Origin of the sequence: Rhodococcus sp. NPDC006774 (genome assembly GCF_040636045.1) — a bacterium.
Lineage (GTDB): Bacteria > Actinomycetota > Actinomycetes > Mycobacteriales > Mycobacteriaceae > Rhodococcoides.
In genome coordinates this window covers 251,903-272,108 of the sequence record NZ_JBEYIW010000003.1, presented here as the reverse complement: position 1 = coordinate 272,108, position 20,206 = coordinate 251,903, and the positions used below count along the sequence as shown (strand labels likewise).

Genomic DNA, 20,206 nt, shown 5'->3' with positions numbered 1-20,206 from the left:
GTCGAAACTATTTGGTGGTGGGCAGATCCGGACTCGACACGTCGAAGATCTGCCCGGGCTGGGACAGCAACGCGATCGCAACTGCGGCCTTGCGTTCCGAGTCGTCCTTGCTGCCCCACACCACGGTGCGCCCGTCGAGCAGCAGAATCGAGATGTCGGACAACGTGCTCGCCCGCACCTCTCCCGCCTGATCGCGCAGCAGCGGTGGCAACGTATCGAGAACCCCGAGTGCATCTTCGGTCACCGGATCACCGAACACCGGGTTGTCGGTCACCAGACGCACCACTCCGGGCGGTGGTGGCGCGATCGCAAAATCGACGCCGGTGGAGTCGAGGAGATGGGTGCCATCCGGAGAATCGAAGAACGCCACCGGAACTCGCTCCTCGACCGTCACCTGAACGGTGGACGGATACTTTCGCTGCACTCGAACCGTGGCCAGCGCCGGAATCGTCGCCACCCGCTGCGCCGCGGCCGCCGTGTCCACCCGAACCAGCGGAAGGCCGACGGGTACGTCGAGCCGTTCCAGGATTTCCTCCTCGGACACCGACGATGCCCCCGCGACCGCAATGGTGCGAACGGACAGCAACGGTGTGAAGTACACCAGCACAGCTGATCCCACCACGACGACCACCACGGCCAGCGCGATGAGCAGGGCCTTGCGCCGCGACCGCTTCACCCGGGCGCGCTCTTCTTCCCGCGCCAGAGCGCGCGCCTGCTTGTCGGTGACCGCGGACGGCGAATCACCCTCTCCTGCAGCTGTTCCCGACCTCGAAGAACGGACTCGATCGGAGCGGCGGGTCACGTCGACGGCCGATCCTTCGGTACCCCGCGGCCGGTCGCAGCACCGAAATCGGTCTTCGAGCGAAGCGCATCGAGAATCGGTCCGCCGAGCATCGTCACGTCGCCTGCGCCCATGGTGATGACGACATCGCCGGGCATACTCAGATGGGCGACCTGCTTGGCCACCAACGACAGATCCGGCTGGTAGTTGACCGGCTTGGTCACCGACGCGGCAACCAGCGCCCCCGTCACACCGGGCAACGGTTCCTCGCGCGCGCCGTAGACGTCGAGCACGACGATCTCGTCGGCCAACGACAATGCGGCACCGAACTCCTCGGCGAACGTCGCGGTCCGCGAGTACAGGTGCGGCTGAAACACCACCACCACCCGTCCCTGCTCGAGACCCGAACGGTCCTGGCCCGCCACGAGAGCCTGCGCGGCCGTCAACACTGCACGCACCTCGGTCGGGTGGTGCGCGTAGTCGTCGAACACGCGGACGCCGTGCTCACGCCCGGTGAACTGGAAGCGCCGGTGGACTCCGCCGAAACCGGTGAGCCCGGCCAGCAATTCCTCGACACCGGCACCGACCTGACGCGCCGCGACGAACGCCGCCAGCGCGTTGAGGGCGGTGTGGCGTCCCGGAACACCGAGCCGAACGGTGCGCGCCGCGTCCTCGCCTGCGATCTGCAACTGCGCGACACCGCCGATGTCCTCGGGCTCCCACGCCAGCAGTCGAACGGCCATCTCGACCGGCCCCGCGTCGACGTCCGAGGACCCGTATCCCAGCACCTTCACTCCGGGAAGGTTCCGCTCGACCACGCGGCGAGCCAGCGCCGCCGAACCCGGATCGTCCATACAGGCCACGAGCACACCGCCCGGACCGAGCAGCGCGGCGAAATCGTCGAACACCTGAACGTAGGCGTCGGTGGTGCCGAAGTAGTCCAGGTGATCGGCCTCGATATTGGTCACGATGATGACGTTGGCCGTGTACTGCAGCAGCGAGCCGTCACTCTCGTCCGCCTCGGCCACGAACACGTCGCCGCTGCCGTGGTGGGCGTTGGTCCCGGCCTCGTTGAGTTCTCCCCCGACGGCGAACGACGGATCGAACCCGCAGTGCTGGAGGGCGACGACCAGCATCGAGGTCGTCGACGTCTTCCCGTGCGTACCCGAGACCAACAACGTGCGGTATCCCTGCATGAGAGAGGACAGCACGGCCGGTCGCAGCACCACCGGGATTCCGCGTTCCCGAGCTTCGACGAGTTCGGGATTGGACTGGGGAATTGCGGCGTGGGTCGTCACCGCCACGGTGGGTCCGCCGTCGATCATGTCCAGAGCGCTGGCGTCGTGACCGATGCGGACCTGGGCACCGCGTGCACGCAATGCGAGCACGCCGCGCGATTCCTTGGCATCCGAACCCGACACCTGTCCCCCGCGAGCCAGCAGGATCCGCGCGATGCCGGACATTCCGGCACCACCGATGCCCACCATGTGTACTCGTTCGAGCTCTGCCGGCAGATCCGACATCGCACCCTCAGTTGTCACGCGGACGTCTCCCTCGTTCTCTTCTCATGCTCGACGCCGCCGAGCTCAGCGCCGCGCCGCGTGCGCGGTGTCGAGCACGATCTGCGCGACGGCAGCTGCTGCGCCCTTGTGCCCGGCACCGGCGGCGGCACGAGACATGGTGGCAATTCGTTCGGTGTCGGCCAGCAGCGCGACCACCGTCTCGCACACGTACTGCTCGGTCAGTGTCGCATCGGATACCAGGATGCCACCTCCGGCGTCGACCACCGGACGGGCATTGAGTTCCTGCTCGCCGTTGCCGTGCGGCAGGGGTACGTAGACGGCAGGCAACCCGGTCGCGGAAACCTCGGCGACCGTCATCGCGCCGGACCGGCAGATCGCGAGGTCCGCGGCCGCATACGCCAGATCCATTCGGTCGATGTACGGACGCGCGACGTACGGCGCGTCCGGATTGCGCTGCTCGACGTCGAGCGAGTTCTTGGGACCGTGAGCGTGCAGAACCGAGATGCCGGCGTCGGCGAGGGCCGCCGCGGCTCCGGACACCGCATCGTTGAGCGATCGGGCCCCCTGCGAGCCGCCGAACACCAGCAGCACCCGGCCTTTCTCGGGCAGACCGAAGTGCGCACGAGCTTCCGCGCGAACCGCGGCCCGGTCGAGTTCGGTGATGGTGGGACGCACGGGAATTCCGATCACATCCGCGTCGACGGCACCGCGTGCGGCGATACCCGAGCCCGCGACCGCGGCGAGCACCCGCTGGGCCGACCGGGCACCGACCTTGTTGGCGATGCCCGCTCGCGCGTTGGCCTCGTGAATGACCACCGGAATTCGGCCGCCGCGGCCGAACAGGCGACCGCGGGCAGCGAGATAGGCAGGCAACGCGACATAGCCGCCGAATCCGACGAGTACGTCGGCCTCGACGGCCGCAAAGATCTCTCGGGTGCGGCGCACCGATCGCACGACGCGCAGCGGCAACTTGAGCAGGTCGACGGTGGGCTTACGGGGCAGCGGAACGGGTGGAATGAGTTCGAGCGCGTACCCGCGAGCCGGGACGAGCGTCGTCTCCAGACCACGGCTACTGCCGAGAGCGGTCACGGTCACGGTGGGGTCGAGGACACGCAAGGCATCGGCCACAGCGAGCGCGGGCTCGATGTGCCCGGCCGTTCCGCCCCCGGCAACCACTACGGAAATCGGTCGAGATGTCTGCTTCACCGTCGATATCCTCGCTCACCCGAGCGGACGGGCGGGCGACCGGGTTGTGGTTCCGGCCGCGGACGGTATGCCGATCGCGATCCGGCGGCGGGCTCTCGCCGGACTGGCTCGCCACGACGGGGGTTGCCGCGGGACGAATCGCCCCGGTACGCAGCCGATGTGGGCACCATCGTATCGGTCCGTGAGCTGGAGACTCGAGTGCGGGTGCGACCGGGCTCGGCTGCCCTCGCTGCGCGACCGGGCTCGGCTGCCCTCGCTGCGCGACCGTCCTTGCCCTGGCTCTTACGGGACTCGAGGCGCTTGCGATCCTGCGCCGCCAGCGTGGGGCGAGTGGACTTCGACCGCGCCATCGCGGCTCGCTTGGGCGAGAACACGGCGGGCAGCGGCAGCTTCAGGGCTCGCGCGATACGGCCTTCCTGCCCCGCGTGCAGGGCTGCGATCGCCTCCGGTTCGTGCCGGGCGGCGCTCGCGATGATGCCGAACATCAACAGCGTGATCGCGGTCGAGGTGCCACCGTAGGAGACCAGCGGCAGCTGTAGGCCGGTCACCGGCAGCAGCCCGACGACGTAGCCGATGTTGATCATGGCCTGGCCGAACACCCAGCACGTGGCACCTGCGGTCAACAGGCGCAGGAACGGATCGACCGAACGCATGGCGATACGCAGGCCGGTGTAGACGAAGAGACCGAACAATCCGATGACTGCGAGGCAGCCGATCATCCCGAGTTCCTCGCCGATGATGGCGAAGATGAAGTCGTTGTGCGCGTTGGGCAGGTAACTCCACTTCGCTCGGCTCTGCCCGAGCCCGCGACCGAACATTCCGCCGTCGGCCAGTGAGTATTTCGCCTGGGTCGACTGATACGACAGGCCCTGGGTGTCCTCACCCGGATTGAGCCAGGCCTTGACGCGATTGGATCGGTAACCGGCGGTGAACGCGAGCACGGTTGCCAGCGCCAGACCGGTCATCAGCACCGCACCGAACAGCCGAGCGTTGAGGCCGGCGAACCACAGCAGCGCCACCAGGATGATGCCGAGGGCGATGGCAGTACTGAGGTTCGGCTGGAGCACGACCAGCAGACACATCAGCAGACCCGCAGGAAGCAGCGGCACCAGCAGCGACTTGATGTTGCCGTGCTCGCTGCGACGCGAGGCCAGCAGGTGCGCGCCCCACAGAACCAGCGCGACCTTGGCCAGCTCGGACGGCTGGAAGGACACGACGCCGAAGTCGAACCAGCGGCGCGCACCTTGACGTTCGGCACCGATACCGGGAATGAGCACCAGCATCAACATGGTGATCGAGACCAGGAACAGCGGAAACGACAGCTTCCTGAGGTACCGAACCGGCAGCCGGAGAGCGACGTAGAACGCCACGACTCCCAGCGCGACACCGATCAACTGCTGGGTGAAGAGCGCGTACCCGGACTCGTCGGCTGCGAAGGATTCGGCGGACGACGCCGACAGCACCATCACCAGGCCCAACACCGTGAGCAGTACCGCGATCGTGACGATGAGGTGGAAGGACGCGAGCGGCCTGCCGAACCACAGGCCGATTCGGGTGCGTGGAGCGGCGGTGCGGCGAGGCGGACGCGGCGGATGACCGGCGGTCACGATCGCGGCGATCCGATGTCGGTGGCATCGAGACGCTGGACCGACTCGGCGAAGCTGCGGCCGCGGTGGCCGTAGTCGGCGAACATGTCCAGTGACGCGGCGGCCGGGGCCAGCAGGACCGTATCCCCCGGCGCGGCGAGTTCGGCCGCATGGGCCACGACCGCCCGCATCACCGCATCAGCATCTTCAGCACCATGAGTCACACCAGCATCGTCTCCCGAAGGGAGCCTGACGACCGGAACATCGGGCGCGTGTCGCGCCAAAGCCTCTGCGATCTGCATCCCATCGCGCCCGAGAACGACCGCGGCCACGAGCCGATCGGCGATCTCGACCACCAGATCGTCGATCACCGCACCCTTCAACAGCCCACCCGCGATCCACACGACGCGATCGTGCGCCGAGATCGAGGAGCGAGCAGCGTGCGGGTTCGTTGCCTTCGAATCGTCGATGAACGTCACCCCGCCGAGCTCGCGCACCACCGCAGCACGATGCGGTCCCACTCGGTAGGTCTGCAGCCCTACCCGAACAGCTCCGGCCTCCACTCCGATCGAACGAGCAAGCGCGCCCGCAGCGAGCGCATCGAGAACGCCGGACGGGCCGCTCGGCTCCACGTCGTTCGCAGCGAGAAGATCGACGTTCTCCCCGAAGGCGTTGTCCACGAGCATCCCCGCCCGCACTCCCAGCTCACCCGGGGCCGGCTCACCCAAGCGGAAACCGACGACGGTCGCCGCCGCAGACCCGGCCGCCAGGCCCGCCGCCCTCGAGTCGTCGAGACCGACCACCGCGACATCGCCGCTCAACGCACGAGCCTTGGCCTGGACGTACCGATCCATACCGCCGTGCCAATCGAGATGGTCCTCGGCGATGTTGAGCACCACGCCCGCCGCCGGACGCACCGACGGAGCCCAGAACAACTGGAACGACGACAACTCCACCGCAAGCACACTCGGATGTGGGGTACCGCGCAACGCGTCGGCGATGGGGAGTCCGATGTTGCCGCAGGCCACCGACTCGATGCCAGCGGCGTCGAGTATCGACGCCAGCATCGAGGTGGTGGTCGTCTTTCCGTTGGTGCCGGTGACCACCAGCCAGCGAGTTCGCGGTCCGTACAGCTCGACCCGGTCCACGTGCCAGGACAACTCGACATCGCCCCACACCGGAATGCCCTGCTTCGTGGCAGCGGCCAACACCGGAGAGTCGGGTCGAAAACCTGGGCTGGTGACGACGAGCGAAAACGCTGCGAGCGCCGCTGGATCGGCGAGCAGGTCGTCCTGCAGCACCACCGCAGCACCGGAGTCCGACGCCTCGTCCAGCGCGGCACGATTGGAGTCGGTGACCGTGACGACGGCACCGAGATCGAGCAGTGGTCGCACGACGGCGAGTCCCGAGATGCGGGCACCGGTCACCAGCACCGCACTGCCACGCAACCAGGTCAGGTCGGTCCGAGAGTCGTGCACACGTTCGTCCATGCTCTATCCGCCGACAGCAGCGAGGTACTCGCTGTAGAACAGAGCGAGTCCGACGGCCGACGCGATGGCGGCCAACAACCAGAACCGGATGATCACCGTCGTCTCGGCCCATCCGGCCAACTCGAAGTGATGATGGAACGGTGCCATGCGGAACACGCGTCGGCGACTGGACCGGAACACCGCGACCTGGATGACGACCGACGCGGCCTCGGCGACGAACAGTGCACCGATGACCACCATGATCAGCTCGGTCTTGGTCACCACCGACAGGCCTGCGATCAGACCGCCGAGGGCCAGTGATCCGGTGTCGCCCATGAAGATCTTGGCCGGCGCGGCGTTCCACCACAGGAAGCCGATGCAGGCTCCCGCTGCCGAGGCGCAGACCAGGGCCAGGTCGAGAGGATCTCGGACGTCGTAGCAGCCGGGGGCAGGACCGGCGGGCCCAGCACACGCCTGGCGGTACTGCCAGAAAGTGATGACGGTGTAAGCACCGAGCACCAGCGTCATCGACCCGGCGGCGAGGCCGTCGAGTCCGTCGGTGAGGTTGACCGAGTTGGACCACGCGATCACGAGCAGGCAGACGAAGAACACGAAGACCACCGCGGACATCGACCACGTGGCGATGTCGCGAACGTACGACAGTTGGGTGCTGCCCGGAGTGAGCCCGCTCTCGCTGCGGAACTGCAACACCAGGATCGCGAACAGCACGGCAGCCGTTATCTGACCGACGTACTTGCCGGTGGCGTTCAGACCCAGGTTGCGCTGCTTGCGGATCTTGATGAAGTCGTCGAGAAATCCGACGAGACCGAGCACCGTGGTCAGGCCGAGAACGAGCAGGGCCGAGGCCGAAGGACCGTCCGCGTCGTAGCCGATGCCGATCAGATGCGAGCCCCAGTACCCGGCCCAGATGCCGACCAGAATTGCGACGCCGCCCATTGTCGGTGTGCCCCGCTTGGACTGGTGACTCGCCGGGCCCTCCACCCGGATCTCCTGGCCGAAGCCCTGTTTCGAGAAGGTCTTGATCAGGACCGGGGTCAGCAGAATCGCGACCGCGAGTGCGATGCCTCCGGCGAACAGGATCTGCCTCACTGCTCACCCTCCGCAGCGACACCGGATGCATCGGCCAGCAGAGCGTCTGCGACGGTCCACATCGCCCCGGACTGCGAGGCCTTCACCAGCACGATGTCGCCGGGACGCACCTCCTCCTGCAGCACTTCGATCGCCGATTCACGGTCGGGCACCAGCATCGATTCCTCGCCCCACGAACCTTCCATGACTGCACCCTGATGCAGCGCACGAGTAGGACGTCCCGAGTCGACGATGATCAGACGATCGACGTCGAGGCGGACGGCGAGCCGGCCGATCGCGTCGTGCTCGACCACCGAGTCCGAACCCAGTTCGCCCATCTCCCCCAGCACCGCCCAGCTGCGGCGTTTCGGTCCGTCGTCGCGACGCGACATCGACACCAGCGCCTTGAGTGCAGCGCGCATCGAATCGGGGTTGGCGTTGTACGAATCGTTGACGACGGTGACGCCGTCGGCGCGGGTGCGCACGTCCATCCGCCTGATCGACGTCGGTGCGGCCGTCCCGAGCGCCTGAGCAACCTGCGTCAGCGTTGCTCCACACTCGAGTGCGACGGCCGCTGCCGCGAGGGCGTTGCCGACCTGATGCTCACCGTGCACCGCCAGCGTGATCGGTACCGAACCCGCTGCGCATTCGAGCGTGAACGACGCCCGGGCGTCGGTGTCGACCTGCACGTCGAGCGCCCTGATGTCGGCATCTGCGTTGCGTCCCACCGTGACGACGGATGCCGTTGTGCGGGTGGCCATCTCGGCGACGAGCCGGTCATCGATGTTGAGAATCGCCACTCCCCCGGCGGCAGCACTCGGCAGTGCTTCGACCAGTTCGCCCTTCGCCAGTGCGATGGCCGCGCGCGAGCCGAACTCGCCCAGGTGCGCGGTGCCGACGTTGAGGACCACCCCGATCCTGGGCGGTGCGAGCGTGGCGAGTTCGGCGATGTGGCCGATTCCCCTGGCGGACAACTCGAGACAGAGGAAATCGGTCTCGGCATCGGCTCGCAGCGCCGTCCACGGATGTCCCAATTCGTTGTTGAACGATCCGGGCGGTGCCACCACCGAGCCCAGGGGCTCGAGAACCGCAGAGATCAGATCCTTGGTGGAGGTCTTCCCCGAGGATCCCGTCACGCCGACGACGGTCAGGCCGTGTTCGGCGGTCAACTCGAGCACCGAAGCCCGGGCCAGAGCGCCCAGTGCGGTCAACACTGCCGAACCGGAGCCGTCGGGGTCGTTCTCGAGCGCCATCGCACGACTGTCGTGCGGAACCGGATGCACGACCACGGCCGGTACACCCACCGGACGCGCGGCCAGCGACAGGGCCGCACCGGCGGCAACCGCGTCGGCGGCGTGGTCGTGACCGTCCACCTTCGCTCCGGGGAGTGCGAGGAAGATACTGCCGGGGATCACCTTGCGGGAGTCGAACTCCACCGGCCCCGGCACCACGACGGTCGGATCCGGCACGTCGTGCACCGTGCCTCCGACGATCTCGGCGATGCGGTCGATCGAGAGTGGGATCACCGTGCGCCCGCGCTCGTGCCGACCCGACGCGCATCGATGGCCGAGGCCAGTACCACTCGGTCGTCGAACGGATGCTTCACACCCGCTACCTCTTGGCCGGTCTCGTGCCCTTTACCTGCGATCAACACAACATCCCCTTCACGTGCCCACGCCACGGCCTGCTCGATCGCCGCTGCGCGGCCTGCCACGTTCCGTACTTCACCGCGGGCCTCGCCGGGCACCGACAGCGCGCCGTCCTCGACGGCCTGCCGAATGGCGGCCGGATCCTCGCTGCGCGGGTTGTCGTCCGTCACCAGCAGCAGCTCGGCACCGCGCGCTCCAGCAGCGCCCATCAGCGGACGCTTCGCAGTGTCGCGGTCGCCACCTGCTCCGAGCACAACCGCTATCCGTCCGCGCGAGGACTCGCGCAGCGTCGCCAGCACGGCCTCGACGGCCGCAGGCTTGTGCGCGTAGTCGACCACCGCGAGGAAGTTCTGTCCACGATCGATCCGCTGCACGCGACCCGGCACGTCGACCGTCGCGACCCCGGCCACAGCGCTGCGCACATCGGCCCCGGCCGCAGCGCAGGTCGCCAACGCGAGGACGGTGTTGGCGACGTTGTAGCGACCCGGCAACCGGACCGAGACCGGAAGCGAAGCCCCCTGGGGATCGGCGACGGTGAACGACTGCGTGCCGTCGTCGTGCTTGGCCCAGTCCGAGACCGTCCACTGCGACTCGGCACCGGTCGACGCGGTCACCACGGTCGACCCGGCCGATCGAGCGATGTCTGCCATCCGCACGCCCCACGCGTCGTCGACACAGACGACGGCGGTGTCGGCACGAACCGCCGAGTCGGCCGCGAACAGGCGACTCTTGGCCGAGAAGTAGTCCTCGAGAGAATCGTGGAAATCGAGGTGGTCCTGCGAAAGATTGGTGAACGCACCGATCGCGAAACGGGTGCCGTCGACCCGGCCGAGGGACAACGCGTGCGAGGACACCTCCATCACCACCGTGTCGACACCCTCCTCCACCATGACGGCGAAGAGCGCGTGCAGTTGCGGAGCCTCGGGAGTGGTGAGCGCGCTCGGTACGTGCCGGCCGAGAACACGTGTCTCGATGGTCCCGATCAGACCGCACCGACGACCGGCAGCGGTCAGCCCGGCTTCGAGCAGATACGACGTCGTCGTCTTTCCCGACGTACCGGTGATACCGATGACGGTCATCTTCGACGACGGGTTGCCGTACACCAGAGCGGAGACCGCCCCCAACACCTGGCGCGGACGATCGTGCACGAGCACCGGAAGCTGTCGATCCGTGCCTTCGAGCGCTCCCCGCACGATCTCGAGTCCGGCCGGGTCGGTGAACACCGCCACCGCACCACGCTCGATCGCGTCGGCGACGAACTCGGCACCGTGTCGAGAAGATCCGGGCAGTGCTGCGAAGAGATCGCCGGGAAGAACGGACTGTGCTCGCAGATCGATACCGGTCACGCTCACACCGGCGGGGTCGCCCTCGCCGATCGTTGCACCGACCGCGGACGCCACCTCCCGAACTTCGGTGTGTGGTGGATGCGCCGGACGTGAACCCGGAGCCGGTTGTGAATCCGATGACACAGTCACTCCTGCTCCCTTCCTCTCTACTGCCGGCCGCGCGCCTGCCGCGGCTCGATCACGCCGCGGCGACAGCCGAACGAACACGGACGAGCCGATGTGTCAGATTACCGGCGTCCGGGACAGTCATGTCGCCGCCCCGACTCCCGAACCGGCGGGTCGGAATCTCAGTCCGCCTGCAGAACCAGCTTGGGTCCGGGGTCGGCGGACATCGGCACGCTGTCCCGCTGCAGCATCCAGCTGGCGATGTTGTGGAACAGCGGTGCTGCCGACTGACCGCCCGAACCGTCCGCGCTGCGCGTCGGGGCGTCGAGCATGATTCCGATCACGTAGCGGGGATCGTCCGCGGGCGCGATACCGGCGAAAGTGATCCAGTAGTTCGAGTTCGAGTAGCACTTGCACTCGGGGTCGACCTGCTGAGCCGTACCTGTCTTGCCACTGATCTGGTAACCCTCGACGCCCGCAGCGACTCCGGTACCGCGCTGATTTCCGGTGTCGTCCTGGGTGACGGATCGGAACATGTTGCGGACCGTCTTCGCGGTATCGGGACTGACGACGTACACACCGTCGGGCTGCTGGGTCTCGGTTCGCTGACCGTTGGCGTCCACCGTCGCTTCGACGATCCGCGGCGGGATGCGGACTCCGTCGTTGGCGATGGCCTGGTACATCCCGGTCATCTGCAACAGCGTCATGGACAGTCCCTGACCGATGGGGAGGTTGGCGAACGTGCCGCCCGACCACTGATCACGGCTCGGTACGTTTCCCGCGCTCTCGCCGGGCAGACCGACGTCGCTGCGTTGGCCGAGGCCGAACCTGGTGAGCATGTCTGCGTAGCGATCCTCCCCGACGCGCTGCGCCAGCATGAGGGTGCCGACGTTCGACGACTTACCGAACACACCGGTCGACGTGTACGGCGCGACGCCGTGGTCCCACGCATCCTTGACCGACACGCCGGACATGAAGATGCTGCCCGGTACCTGCAGCACCTCGTCGGGTGTGGTGAGTCCGTACTCGATGGCTGCGGCCGCGGTGATGATCTTGTTCACCGAACCGGGTTCGAACGGCGTGGTGACGGACAGATTGCCCATTTCCTTGGTGCGCTCGTTGTTGCCGACCCCGATACCGGGGTTGAAGGTGTTGTCGTTCGACATGGCGAGCACCTCGCCGGTGTGCGAATCCTGCACGTACGCCGAGGCGTTCTTCGCTCCCGACAGGTCCTTCGCCAGCTGCACCTGCTGCTGCACGTAGTACTGCAGATCTGCATCGATGGTCAGTTCGACGCTCGAACCGTTCACGGCCGGCTGCTTGTCCCGCCAGCTTCCGGGAATGACGGCGCCGTCGGATCCGCGGTCGTAGGTCTGCGAACCGTCGGTTCCGGCCAGGGTCGCGTCGAGCGAATCCTCCAGACCGAGCAGACCGTGTCCGTCCCATCCGGTGGCACCGACGATGTTCCCGGCCAGCGATCCGCCCGGGTACTCACGGATGTCCTGACGCTCGAGTCCTACCTGCTTGAAATCCTTGCTGATCTTCGACGCCACGGTGGCGTCCACCCCGCGGGCGAGGTAGGTGAATTCGTCGTTGCTCTTCAGCTTCGCGAGCAGGTCCTTCTCGCTGATCACATCGCCGAGGTCGCTGTGGATGCGCGCGGCGATGTCCTCGAGGTACTGATCCGTCTCCGGTTCGGTCGGGTCCTTCGCCCGGGCCTCGTCGAGTTCCTTGCGAACCCGAACCGGTTGGAACGTCAGCGCTTTGGCCTCCATCGTGAAGGCGATCGGGTTGCCGTTCCGGTCCAGGATGGATCCACGCATCGCCGGATCGACGAGCGTGGTGGTGCGTTGGGACGCCGACTCGGCCGACAGCCTCGGCGCGTCGAATCCCTGAATCCACAGCAACTGGGCCGCCGCGACGGCGAGCGCCAGGTACATCAGAACGCGGCCGGTGCCGTGGCGAAACCGAAAGGTGGACGAGTCGAGACGCTTTCGGCTCGGCGGCCGACGGCGTGGAGCAGGCGAAGGCCTGGTCACTGCCCGTCACCCGTTGCTTCGCCGGTGGGCTCGGGGGCTTCGACCGCAGGTGTTTCGAGCGAGGGGATGCTCATGGGAACCAATTGTTCAGCAAGCGCGGTGTTTCCAGCTCCATTGCTTGTATTCGGCGTGGCGGCACGGGTGTCGATCGTTCCCGACGTCCGATTGGGCTGCGAGGCGCTTCTCGGCGTCTGCTGCTGCTGCTGTGACTGCGTGCTCGGATTCGCGACGGTGCCCTCGCCTGCGGCCGCGGACGATACCGGATCGAGTGGTGCCACCGGTGCACCGTCGGCCGGAGCCGGGGTACCGACGACCTGGACGCCGCCGTCCGGCGCGACGATGAGATGCGCAGAGTTCTTCACCGGGACCATTCCGAGCTCGGCGGCCTTGCGCGCCAACTCCGGAGCAGACTCCGCCAACTCGACATCACGCTGCAGCGACGCCCGCTGCTGAGCCAGTTCGGCATTGACGGCCTTGGCGGCGCTGAGATCGTAGGAGTCGCCCGCGGACCGAGTGGTCAGCAGCAACGTCAGACCGAGACCGATGGCGAGCAGGCCGATGATCAAGGCGACGAACGGAATTCGCGCTGCGATAGCGCTCCCGTTCAACGAAGGCCGCGCACCGGTTCCGGATCCACGCGCAGAATCCGAGGTGTGGATCGACGCGCGCTGTTGCCTGCGCTCGTATGCGCGCAGTGCAGCACCGGATCGTCCACCGCCCTTACCCGTACGTTCGTGCCGCGGCGCTGGAACCCGATTGCGTTGTGTTCCAACGGTTGTGCCTGGAACCGTCATTCCGCTCTCCTTGCAATCCGTTCGGCGGCGCGCAATCTCACCGGAGCCGAACGTGGGTTGACGTCGATTTCTGCATCCGAGGCACGCTCGGCACCTCTGGTCAGGAGCCGAAACTCCGGACCCATTCCGGGTAGCTCGACCGGCAGCCCCTCGGGACTGCGCGACTTGATCCGAGGTGCCAACTCCTGCTTGACAACTCGATCTTCGAGCGATTGATAAGACATGAAGACCACCCGGCCGCCGACAGCCAACGCGTCGAGCCCGGCAGGGACCGCCGCCTTCAACGAATCCAGTTCACCGTTGACCTCGATGCGCAGTGCTTGGAAAGTGCGCTTGGCAGGGTGTCCGCCGGTGCGCCGCGTCGCGGCCGGGATTGCGGCATAGAGCAATTCGACCAACGGGCCGCTCGTGGTGAAGGGCGTGTGCTCTCGTCGACGCAGTACAGCCGAGGCGATCTTGCCGGCGAATCGTTCCTCGCCGTAAGTGCTGAGAACCCGGGCGATGTCGCCGTGCGAGTACGTGTTGAGCACGTCTGCGGCGGTGATTCCCACGGTCGGATTCATTCGCATGTCCAGTGGGGCGTCGACGGAGTACGCGAATCCGCGATCGGACTCGTCCAACTGCATGGACGACACTCCGAGGTCGAACAGGATGGCGTGAACGGAATCGACCGCAGGCAGGCCTGCCTCGTCGAGCGCGTCGGCGATGCCGTCGTAGGTCGTGTGCACCAACGTGATTCGGTCGGCGAACGGAGCCAACCTGGCTCCGGCCAGCTCGAGCGCGTCGGGATCACGGTCGAGTCCGATGAGATGCAGGTGCGGATAGGTCCGCAGGAAGTGCTCGGCGTGACCGCCGAGTCCGAGTGTTGCGTCGATCATGACTCGGGTGTCGCCGGTGGATTCGAGTGCGGGTCCGAGCAATTCGTCGGCTCGTTCGAGTCGAACCGGAACATGGACCGGACCTGCGGATCGACGGTGGGTTCGGTCGGCGGACGACTCGTTGTCGTCCGGTCCGGTGCCCTCCGTCATGGTTCCTCCCGGTCGCGCGTACGTACTTCTCGCCCGGGTCCGGGCCGTGCGGGTCGCCCACCGAAGCCGATGCGAATGCATCGAGGTCCCTGTCCGATAGGGAACCTGGCGTTGGGGAAGAACGTCAGGGTCCTGATCTGCGAAACCTGGCGTTGGGGAAGAACGTCAGGGTTCTGATCGGGCAGAGGCCTCGCTGCACTCGCAGGCGACCTGGTTGGGGCTACAAGATCCCTCCGAGGGACTCGTCGAAAGCGTCGGAGAAATCCTGCTCGTTCTCAGCGGAGTAGCGCGCCCACGCTTCGTCGTTCCAGATTTCGATGAAGTCCATCGAACCGATCACCACGCAGTTTCGTTCGAGCCCCGCATAGCGGCGATGCTCGGGACTGATGGTGATACGACCCTGTCCGTCCGGCCGCTGTTCGTCGGTTCCCGAAAAGAACTGACGAACGTAGGCACGGGCTTTGGGGTTGGCACGAGAAGCCGCCGTCAATTTCCGTGAACGCTCCGCGAAGTCCGCCGCGGTGTAGACAGCGAGGCTGAAATCCTGCCCCTTGCTCACCATGACTCCTCCTGCAAGCGCGTCCCGAAACTTGGCCGGCAACGTGAGTCGACCTTTGTCGTCGAGCTTCGGCGTGTAGGTACCGAGAAACACTCGCCACCTCCAGCCTCGACTCTCCGCTGCGGACCACTTTACCCCACTCTCCCCCACTTCGAACCATCCACGGCCGGAAAACTTTGACCAAAATGGCATTCATGCAGCTCAGGGTGCACAAGATCGGTGTCGTCGGCCGTGACGCCGCGGGCGACATCACCGGTTCGATTCGGGAGCGACAGCGCTCGAGTCCATCGTTGAAGCCGCCTGACCAGCACCTCGGCATCGGGCGTGGTGAACGAACGCAGATCTCGACCCTCCAGTGGGGCCGGGGTGGGGAGAAGTGGGGACTGTGGGTGAAAGTGGGGGATGTCGGGGAGGCATCCCAGAACTCCCGTGCGCGGGGACGACCGAGCCGGCCCTCGACGCTAAGCGGAGGGCTACGGGCGATTCGGCGGCGTCCGTCCGAGGGCAGAAACGACAACAGCACCTCACCCGAAGGTGAGATGCTGTTCTACGTTGACGCGTGAAGTTGTGGAGACGAGCCGGTAGCGGTCCGTCGAACCCGGTCGACTACTCCTGCTCGAACCTCTTACGGAACCGATCTTCCATGCGAGAGCTGAAGCTGCCGCCCTTGCGACCACCCTTCGATTTCTGCCCGGTACTACGCCCGGACGGTTCGGCAGCATCGTTGGCTGTGCTGCCTTCGTCCTGCGACGCTGCGGCTCCCTTGTTGGAACCGCCGAACAAGAACAGTGCCCCGGCACCGAACATGAACAAAAAACCGATGAGACTGACGACGAGAAAAGCCAGACTGTTCGTCGACAATGCAACACCGGCGACGAGCAACACGAGTCCCACTACGAACAGCGCGGCAGCCTGAAAGCGCCTCCTGCTCGACGCCGCGCGTACGCGACCGCCCCTCACATGAGACGCGAATTTGGGATCCTCGGCGTAGAGAGCGCTCTCGATCTGATCGAGCATGCGCTGCTCGTGCTCGGAGAGTGGCACGGTACCTCCCCCTGCACAGATATTGAAGGTCATTTCGGTTGCGAAACGACGGGAAGCTGACCTTGGCGGCTACCTGCTGTCGATGATACGAGCTGAATCGGCCGCTTACCACCTACTCGGTCGATGTGTTCCTGAGAAACACCGAAGTTTTGGAGACGGACGTCCCGAAAACTCCGAGCGAACACCGTATGACGTGGCGATTGTCACGCGGCGTCCAGCTCGATGAGCTACGCCGACAAGGGTGCAGTCATCGGATCGACGGACGCGAATCGAGCCTGCCCGCCGAGTCGATCCTCGACCGAGTTCAGAAAACGACCGACGTGCCGATGAAAATCGTCGGCATCGAGATCGGCGATCGTGCTCGACGCGCCGGCCTCGACCGCGGCCCGCGTGGCCGAGAAGGACGCGAAATAGTCGGCCCAGACAGCGAGATCCGGTGCCGCCTTGGCCATCAGCACCCATGCACTGCGTGAACGGGGACGTGCTCCGATCGAATTCGGCAGCGACGCCAGCACAGCTGCCGCACCTTTCAACGCGGCGGCGTAGCTCCCGAGAAATCGATCTCCGACATCGCTCTCCCCGATGGACTCGGACAGCAGGGCATCGGCTCGACCCAGCAGAACCTGAGCCTGACGCGACACCGGCGACCGCACTCCGGCATCGAATGCCTTCGTGATCGTCATACTCGAACACCTCCAGTTCGAATCTCCGGCGCGTACCTGACGCGGCCGGAACCGTGGCGAAGCCTTACAGTCGAACTCCGGAGAATCCGTCTCGACGATCCGAGCCGAAGCCACCGGCGCACTCGGCCCCGATTGTCGAACACCCGTTCGACACATTCAATATAGCTGTGCCCACCGACAAGTTGCCGAAGAAAGGTTGAGAACAGTCGTCACCGATGCGCAGACAACGCCGTACCTGGTCGATCTGACGCCCCCGGAATTCCGCCAGCGGCTGTTCGAGGCACTGTCCATCTACGTCGAGGCCATGGGCTATCCGCGTGGAACCGAACAGAGCAGGGCACCGATGTGGAGCGAACATCTGCACCGGCCGGGCTGGCGAGCAGTCGGTGCACTGCTCCCGAACACCGACCCGAACCAGCCGGATTCGCTGGTGGCCGTCGCATACGGCTACCACGGTGCCGCGCACCAGTGGTGGCATCAGCAGGTGCGCGACGGCTTGCGGCGCACGGGGCATTCCCCGCACAGTGTCGAGGCCACGCTCGACGATTACTTCGAACTCACCGAGTTGCACGTCCTCCCGAGCGCTCAGGGCCACGGGCTCGGCGGACGACTGTGCAGCCGACTGCTGGGCGGCGTCTCCGCGGACAACGTGATGTTGTCCACACCGGAGGTCGTGGGAGAGGACAACCGAGCCTGGCGGCTGTACCGGCGGCTCGGGTTCGAGGACGTGCTGCGCGACTTCACCTTCGCCGGCGACCGACGCCCCTTCGCAGTCCTGGGCCGCCGGTTGCCTCTCGACGGGCCAGTAGCCTGAAGGCGTGATCGATGCTGTGGTGGTGGGCTCCGGCCACAATGCCCTGACCTCTGCCTGTTATCTGACCGATGCCGGTATGTCGGTGGAGGTTCTCGAGCGCGACACCGTCGCGGGCGGCGCGGTCTCGACGGTGGAACGCTTTCCCGGCCACCGTGTCGACCGCGGTTCGTCGGCGCACATCATGATTCGTCACACCGGCATCATCGAGGAGCTCGGACTCGCCGAGTTCGGACTGCGCTACATCGACTGCGATCCCTGGGCCTTCGCGCCGGGAGCCGTCGACACCGACGAACGCGGCATCGTCTTCCATCGCGACCTCGACCGAACCTGCGACTCCATCGCCGCCGCCTGCGGCGCAGCCGACGCCCGCGCCTACCGCACCTTCGTCTCCGTCTGGGGCCCCCGCAGCGAACGCACCATGCGTGCCTTCGGTGGGCCACCGACCGGCCCGAAACTGCTCCGATCCTTCTGGGGCCTCGGCGCGCCCGACGGCGGCAGCATGCTGTCGCGTGAATTTCTCGCCACCGGCGATTCCCTGCTGGACGAGATGTTCTCGAGCGAACGACTCAAGGCCGCCCTCGCGTGGTTCGGCGCGCAGTCGGGTCCGCCGATGTCCGAGCCGGGCACCGCACCGATGGTCGGATTCGCTGCCCTCATGCACACCCTTCCGCCGGGCCGCGCGGTCGGCGGCAGCGGCGCACTGACCGAGGCGATGATCGCTCGGCTGCAGCGCGACGGTGCCGAACTGACACTCGGCGACGCCGTGACCTCGCTCGTACGCCGGCCACACGGCTGGACCACCAGGACCGCGTCGGGACGGGAGATCGACAGCCGTGTAGTCGTGGCGGGCTGCCACATCGTGACCACCCTCGACCTCCTCGAAGCAGGCGGACACGACTCGGCGCAGATCACCCGGTGGCGCAGCACGATTCGGGTGGGGCCCGGGATCGGTACCGCGGTCAGACTGGCCACCGACGCCCTACCGGCGTACCCGAGTGCGGACCGGATCGAGGACGGCACCCACGGTCTGGCGCTGCTGGTACGCGACCGCAGCCAGTTGCGGTTGGCGCACGGGCACGCGCTCGCCGGCGACCTGCCGCCCACCCCGGCCGTCCTGGGAATGTCGTTCAGCGCACTCGATCCCACCATCGCGCCGCCGGGACAGCACCAGATCTCACTGTGGTCGCAGTGGCATCCCCACACCCTCGCCGACGGCAGACAATGGCGATCGAACGTTCCGGGCGAGCGCTCGTTGGCCGAGTTCGAGGCGGACCGGATCGTGGCCGAACTGGATCGGTACGCACCCGGTTTCGCGGGATCGGTGTTGGATCGGTTCGTTCAATCGCCGCCGGACATCGAGCGTGAGCTCGGTCTGATCGGAGGCAACATCATGCACCTGGACATGTCGTTGGACCAGATGATGATGTGGCGACCACACCCTCAACTGGCCGGACATCGGGTCCCCGGTGCCGACGGGCTCTATCTCACCGGCGCATCGACCCACCCCGGCGGAGGGGTCACTGCGGCCAGTGGTCGGTCGGCGGCGCGAATCGCGATCGCCGACGCCCGCGCAGCCCGCCGTCGCACGTTCTTCGGAAGGAAACGGGAATGAAGGTTGTGCCGATCGTCGTGGCTGCCGCCGCTGTCGGCTGCCAGATCGTCTATCCACTGGTATCGGGATCGACAAGGGACGTGGTGACGGTGGCGGTGGTGGCCCTGCTCGCGCTCGCGTCGATCCTGCACGCGGCGCTGAACCGCGGCGTCGTGTGGGCCACCATTCTCGTCGTCGTGACCGCAGGTACCGGGTTCGCGTCCGAGCTCGTCGGCACGGCAACCGGCATCCCGTTCGGCGAGTACTTCTACGCGCAGAATCGATTGGGCCCGAGCCTGTTCGAGGTGCCGGTCGTGGTTCCGTTGGCGTGGACGGCCGGGTTCTACCCGATCTGGTGCGCCGTGACCTTCGTCGTTCGCCGTCTCGACACGACGCAGGCGCGCGCCACCGCACTCCGAATCGTGGCAGTGGCGGTGGGGATGGTCGGCTGGGACCTCTACCTCGATCCTCAGATGGTCACCGACGGACAGTGGACCTGGACCGCCGGTTCCGTCGGGCTGCCCGGTGTGCCGTCGATTCCGCTGACCAACTACCTCGGCTGGCTGGTGGTGGCCACGCTGATGGCTGCGGTGATGGAATCGCTCGACCGCGCCGTCGGTCGCCCACAGCCATCCGACGACACGGTGCCCATCGGGTTGTTCCTGTGGACGTGGCTCGGATCGGCGCTCGCGCACGCGGTGTTCCTCGACGGTCCGGAACTTAGGTACTCGGCGGTGTACGGGTTCGTCGTCATGGGCGTCGTCGGTATCCCGCTGTTGTGGAATGTCCGTCTGTCATGGAATGCCCGTCGCGGTCGACCACTCGGGTCCGAGCCGCGTGCGACGGTCGATCGCTCCGGTACCGACACGCCTCGCTGACAACCCCTGCCGACTGACATCA

The 20,206-nt window shown here is 66.6% G+C and carries 17 protein-coding genes; 3 read left to right on the top strand and 14 right to left on the bottom strand.

Going from position 1 to position 20,206, the window contains the following annotated elements:
- Positions 1 to 7 precede the first annotated feature (7 nt).
- The 14 genes from ABZ677_RS06660 to ABZ677_RS06595 form a co-directional block, all read right to left on the bottom strand.
- Complete coding sequence (locus ABZ677_RS06660; protein WP_358367610.1) at positions 8 to 802, bottom strand: FtsQ-type POTRA domain-containing protein; 795 nt, start codon at positions 800 to 802, stop codon at positions 8 to 10.
- Positions 799 to 2,304, bottom strand: coding sequence for a UDP-N-acetylmuramate--L-alanine ligase (gene murC, locus ABZ677_RS06655; protein ID WP_358367829.1), 1,506 nt, complete (start codon positions 2,302 to 2,304; stop codon positions 799 to 801). The genes ABZ677_RS06660 and murC overlap by 4 nt, the downstream gene beginning before the upstream one ends.
- A gap of 63 nt (positions 2,305 to 2,367) precedes the next feature.
- Positions 2,368 to 3,510: an undecaprenyldiphospho-muramoylpentapeptide beta-N-acetylglucosaminyltransferase gene (gene murG, locus ABZ677_RS06650; protein ID WP_217903120.1), complete on the bottom strand. Its 1,143-nt coding sequence runs from the start codon at positions 3,508 to 3,510 to the stop codon at positions 2,368 to 2,370.
- Positions 3,507 to 5,117: a putative lipid II flippase FtsW gene (ftsW, locus tag ABZ677_RS06645; RefSeq protein ID WP_358367607.1), complete on the bottom strand. Its 1,611-nt coding sequence runs from the start codon at positions 5,115 to 5,117 to the stop codon at positions 3,507 to 3,509. Before ftsW ends, murG begins: the two co-directional genes overlap by 4 nt.
- Complete coding sequence (gene murD / locus ABZ677_RS06640) at positions 5,114 to 6,586, bottom strand: UDP-N-acetylmuramoyl-L-alanine--D-glutamate ligase (protein WP_358367604.1); 1,473 nt, start codon at positions 6,584 to 6,586, stop codon at positions 5,114 to 5,116. The genes ftsW and murD overlap by 4 nt, the downstream gene beginning before the upstream one ends.
- Before the next feature lie 3 nt (positions 6,587 to 6,589).
- Positions 6,590 to 7,675 (bottom strand): phospho-N-acetylmuramoyl-pentapeptide-transferase, encoded by a 1,086-nt coding sequence (gene mraY, locus ABZ677_RS06635; RefSeq protein ID WP_032394385.1) that lies wholly within the window; start codon positions 7,673 to 7,675, stop codon positions 6,590 to 6,592.
- Positions 7,672 to 9,180 (bottom strand): UDP-N-acetylmuramoyl-tripeptide--D-alanyl-D-alanine ligase, encoded by a 1,509-nt coding sequence (murF, locus tag ABZ677_RS06630; RefSeq protein ID WP_358367601.1) that lies wholly within the window; start codon positions 9,178 to 9,180, stop codon positions 7,672 to 7,674. The genes mraY and murF overlap by 4 nt, the downstream gene beginning before the upstream one ends.
- Positions 9,177 to 10,778 (bottom strand): UDP-N-acetylmuramoyl-L-alanyl-D-glutamate--2,6-diaminopimelate ligase, encoded by a 1,602-nt coding sequence (locus tag ABZ677_RS06625; protein ID WP_358367598.1) that lies wholly within the window; start codon positions 10,776 to 10,778, stop codon positions 9,177 to 9,179. Before ABZ677_RS06625 ends, murF begins: the two co-directional genes overlap by 4 nt.
- A gap of 158 nt (positions 10,779 to 10,936) precedes the next feature.
- On the bottom strand, positions 10,937 to 12,793 hold the full coding sequence (locus ABZ677_RS06620; protein ID WP_094635449.1) for a penicillin-binding protein 2: 1,857 nt from the start codon (positions 12,791 to 12,793) through the stop codon (positions 10,937 to 10,939).
- Positions 12,790 to 13,386, bottom strand: a complete 597-nt coding sequence (locus ABZ677_RS06615) for a hypothetical protein (protein ID WP_358367826.1) — start codon at positions 13,384 to 13,386, stop codon at positions 12,790 to 12,792. Before ABZ677_RS06615 ends, ABZ677_RS06620 begins: the two co-directional genes overlap by 4 nt.
- A gap of 197 nt (positions 13,387 to 13,583) precedes the next feature.
- Positions 13,584 to 14,615 carry a 16S rRNA (cytosine(1402)-N(4))-methyltransferase RsmH gene (gene rsmH, locus ABZ677_RS06610; protein WP_037192814.1) on the bottom strand — a complete coding sequence of 344 codons (1,032 nt, stop codon included), beginning with the start codon at positions 14,613 to 14,615 and terminating at the stop codon, positions 13,584 to 13,586.
- Positions 14,616 to 14,835: 220 nt separating this feature from the next.
- Positions 14,836 to 15,267, bottom strand: a complete 432-nt coding sequence (gene mraZ, locus ABZ677_RS06605) for a division/cell wall cluster transcriptional repressor MraZ (protein ID WP_027497352.1) — start codon at positions 15,265 to 15,267, stop codon at positions 14,836 to 14,838.
- Between the two features lie 513 nt (positions 15,268 to 15,780).
- Positions 15,781 to 16,218: a DUF3040 domain-containing protein gene (locus ABZ677_RS06600; protein WP_037192817.1), complete on the bottom strand. Its 438-nt coding sequence runs from the start codon at positions 16,216 to 16,218 to the stop codon at positions 15,781 to 15,783.
- Positions 16,219 to 16,445: 227 nt separating this feature from the next.
- Entirely contained in the window at positions 16,446 to 16,901 is a 456-nt protein-coding gene (locus ABZ677_RS06595; RefSeq protein WP_358367593.1) for an SAV_6107 family HEPN domain-containing protein, read from the bottom strand.
- A gap of 196 nt (positions 16,902 to 17,097) precedes the next feature.
- On the opposite strand from ABZ677_RS06595, the gene ABZ677_RS06590 reads away from it, so the two are divergent.
- The 3 genes from ABZ677_RS06590 to ABZ677_RS06580 are packed head-to-tail and all read left to right on the top strand — an operon-like array spanning position 17,098 to position 20,184.
- The gene (locus ABZ677_RS06590) at positions 17,098 to 17,715 is read left to right on the top strand and encodes a GNAT family N-acetyltransferase (RefSeq protein WP_358367590.1); all 618 of its coding nucleotides are present in this window, start codon (positions 17,098 to 17,100) and stop codon (positions 17,713 to 17,715) included.
- A gap of 4 nt (positions 17,716 to 17,719) precedes the next feature.
- Positions 17,720 to 19,327: an NAD(P)/FAD-dependent oxidoreductase gene (locus ABZ677_RS06585; RefSeq protein ID WP_358367587.1), complete on the top strand. Its 1,608-nt coding sequence runs from the start codon at positions 17,720 to 17,722 to the stop codon at positions 19,325 to 19,327.
- Complete coding sequence (locus ABZ677_RS06580; protein ID WP_037192825.1) at positions 19,324 to 20,184, top strand: carotenoid biosynthesis protein; 861 nt, start codon at positions 19,324 to 19,326, stop codon at positions 20,182 to 20,184. Before ABZ677_RS06585 ends, ABZ677_RS06580 begins: the two co-directional genes overlap by 4 nt.
- Positions 20,185 to 20,206 lie beyond the last annotated feature (22 nt).

Coding starts and splice junctions, on each gene's coding strand:
- ABZ677_RS06580 (WP_037192825.1), top strand. CDS start 19,324: ATGAAGGTTGTGCCGATCGTCGTGGCTGCCGCCGCTGTCGGCTGCCAG.
- rsmH (WP_037192814.1), bottom strand. CDS start 14,615: ATGACGGAGGGCACCGGACCGGACGACAACGAGTCGTCCGCCGACCGA.
- murC (WP_358367829.1), bottom strand. CDS start 2,304: ATGTCGGATCTGCCGGCAGAGCTCGAACGAGTACACATGGTGGGCATC.
- murD (WP_358367604.1), bottom strand. CDS start 6,586: ATGGACGAACGTGTGCACGACTCTCGGACCGACCTGACCTGGTTGCGT.
- ABZ677_RS06595 (WP_358367593.1), bottom strand. CDS start 16,901: ATGACGATCACGAAGGCATTCGATGCCGGAGTGCGGTCGCCGGTGTCG.